The sequence below is a fragment of the Protofrankia sp. CiP1_Cm_nod3 genome (assembly GCF_982290655.1).
Map to the genome: position 1 here is coordinate 1 of NZ_CEVIVD010000092.1, position 2617 is coordinate 2617.

A 2617-nucleotide genomic window follows, 5' to 3' on the forward strand; every position below is an offset into this window, starting at 1 on the left:
GTCCCGGCCCCTGTCCCGGCCCGTGGCCCGACGAGGTGGGGCCGCTGGCCGCGCCGACGGCGACCAGCGCGCCCAGCACGGCCGCGTACTGCGGGTCACGAGGCGGGCGGGGTGAGACACCGACCATCTCCAGCAGCAGCGCCGATATCCGCGGTATCCGCGTCGACCCGCCGACGAGGAACACCTCGGCGAGCCCACCCGGCCGCACACCCGCGCTCTCGGCCGTCCGGATCAGCTCCGTCATGGTGGCGCGCAGCTCGCCCTCGATCGAGGCCTCCAGGTCCGCCCGGGTGAGCTCGATAGCCCCCACGGATCCGCCGGCCCGGACGGTGTGGCTGGTGGCGGCCGACAGCGCCTCCTTCGCCGCGACGACCTGCTGGCGTATCTGGTCGCGCGACCGCTGACCGGACGGGCTCTGGTCGGCCCACAGCGCGTTCCAGGCCCGGGAGTCGGTCCTCGTGGCCCGCTCGCCGATCCTGCGCAGCAGGATGTCGTCGATCGTGTTGCCCCCGAAGCCGGAGCTGCCGCCCGGCTCGCCGCGGATGTCAAACCCGCCAGGTGCCGCGGTGAGGACGGTCGTCGCCAGGCTCGTGGCGCCGAGATCGTAGACGGCGACGGTCGTCCCCGGCGGGAAGCCGGCCGGATCGGCCTGCCAGCGGGCCGCCGCGACCGGTTCCGGGAGCAGGGTGACGCTGGTCAGGCCTGCCCGGAACGCGGCGGCCCGCAGCCGCTCGACCTCGACGGAACCCCAGCGGACCGGCGCGGTGAGGACCACCTGTGCCGGCGGCGGCCCCGGGAAACGGCTCATCGTCTCGTGCGAGACCTGGCGCAGGACGGCGGCGACCAGCTCGACCGTGGGGATGGCCGTGTCGCCGAGCCGCACCTGCTCGGTGCTCTCCAGAGCCCGCAGGGGGCAGGGCTGCGCGCGGTCGGGATGCGTCACCGCGATGTCGGCGGCGGCCGAGCCGGTCAGCAGCCGGCCGTCGTGGCTCAGGCTGACGACGGCCGGCATCGGCCCGTCCGGACCAAGCGGTAAGAGCTCCGACCGGCCGTCGACGGCGGTCGCGGCCACGGTGAAGCCGGTGCCGATGTCGACCGCGAGTGCCAGTCCGGTTGCCACGTCTCCCCCGGTGGGTCAGGTATGCGGATCTTCTGGTGCGGTCCGCGTGGATACGGCGGCACGTCATCCGGTGCGGCGGCCATGGTCCGGGTCACGGGTGGGCCATGCCCGACGGATGTCCGGTCGCGCGGACGGTGCCCGCGTCGGCCAGCATCCGTCGGGCACAGCCTGGGCATGGTGGCTGCGCCGACGGCGTCCGAGGCGGGGCGAATCCTCCTCGGTGCGTCTGTGAACCTGGGCTGAATACTACGCAGGGTCGCCGCGTGTCGGATTCCTGGTTGCCGGCCCGAGGGCGCCTGGACGCCGGTAGGCGGTGATGGGGCATCCGCGCCGCCTTCCCGGGCGGCCCGCCCGGGAAGCGAGGGTGGGGTGCGTCAGCCGAACCGTCCGGCCGGCCCCGCCGCACCTGGCCGGGACAGGGGCGAAAGCGTCGTGCGACGCCAGCCCGTCACAGAAACGGAATCCGCTGGAAAACCAGGAGCGTCCATCCTGGCGCAGTCCTTTCCGGGTATTTACCGGCAGCTTTCCCGTGATTACAGACGGCCTGCCGGCTCGGGTACGCGCTGGCCGCGGCGGGCGTCGGTCTCGGCGTGCAGCACGGCCTTCGGGTCGTCCGGGTGCAGGAAGACCCACCGCTTGTACGCCCAGAACCGGAAGATGGTGCCGAGGCCGGTGCCGACCACGTTCCCGGCCAGATTGAAGGCCAGCACGCTGTCCAGGCCCAGCACATAGCGGGCGATCCCGAGGCAGGCCAGGGCGATCCCGAGCCCGACGGCGTTGAGGATCACGAAGAGGGTGTATTCACGCCGAAGGCCGGTACGTGCGCGATGCGTGAAGGACCAGTGCCGGTTGCCGATGTAGGCGCAGGTTGCGGCCACAATGGTGGAGACGGTTTTCGCGCTGAGCCAGCCCATGTCGAAAACGCCATGGCACAGATTGGAGACGAGGACGTCAACCAGGTAGCAGAAGCCGCCGACGACACCGAACTTCGCCATTTCATGAACAAGTAGCTGCCAGCGTGACCGCCTGGAACCGCCGTCCATTGATGCCACGCTCACCTCATGTGATCTTGACCGGTTTGTGTCACCGGCTGAGCGTACAGACCGCTGTCCTGGACCCATCCGACCCCCCCGGGTTCCCGGCCGTTGCCGGCGGCCGGGGCACGGCCGCGACCGCGCCCCGAGCACGGTCGCCGGTAGCCCGGCCGAGTACACGGCCCACCGGTGCCATGCCTCGTCAGCACGATGCCCCATCAGTGCCATGACCATGGGGTCATGCGGCGGGCCGCCCGGTTGCCGATCTCCTCACGGTAAGTATGACCCGTGTCCCGGCGGGTGATGCCTGCGAGATGCTGTTCCGGCCTGACGCCTGACGGACAGCCCCACCTGACGGACAGCGTCGACCCGGTCGACACACGGCCCGGCCTGGCCGGCAGCGCCACCTGGCCGGTATCCGCATCTGGCCGGCCTGAACCTGGCCGGCCTGAACCTGGCCGGC

Annotated in this window: 2 protein-coding genes; both read right to left on the reverse strand. The window is 71.8% G+C overall.

Annotated features, from left to right (window positions below):
• Positions 1–1120, reverse strand: a 1120-nt coding sequence (locus AC5LUJ_RS16680) for an Hsp70 family protein (protein ID WP_493465256.1), incomplete at its 3' end; no start/stop codon positions are given.
• Positions 1121–1653: 533 nt separating this feature from the next.
• Positions 1654–2163 carry a GtrA family protein gene (locus tag AC5LUJ_RS16685; protein ID WP_250282405.1) on the reverse strand — a complete coding sequence of 170 codons (510 nt, stop codon included), beginning with the start codon at positions 2161–2163 and terminating at the stop codon, positions 1654–1656.
• Positions 2164–2617 lie beyond the last annotated feature (454 nt).

Excerpts from the sequence above, each read along its gene's own strand:
- AC5LUJ_RS16685 (WP_250282405.1), bottom strand. The coding sequence starts at position 2,163 with ATGGACGGCGGTTCCAGGCGGTCACGCTGGCAGCTACTTGTTCATGAA.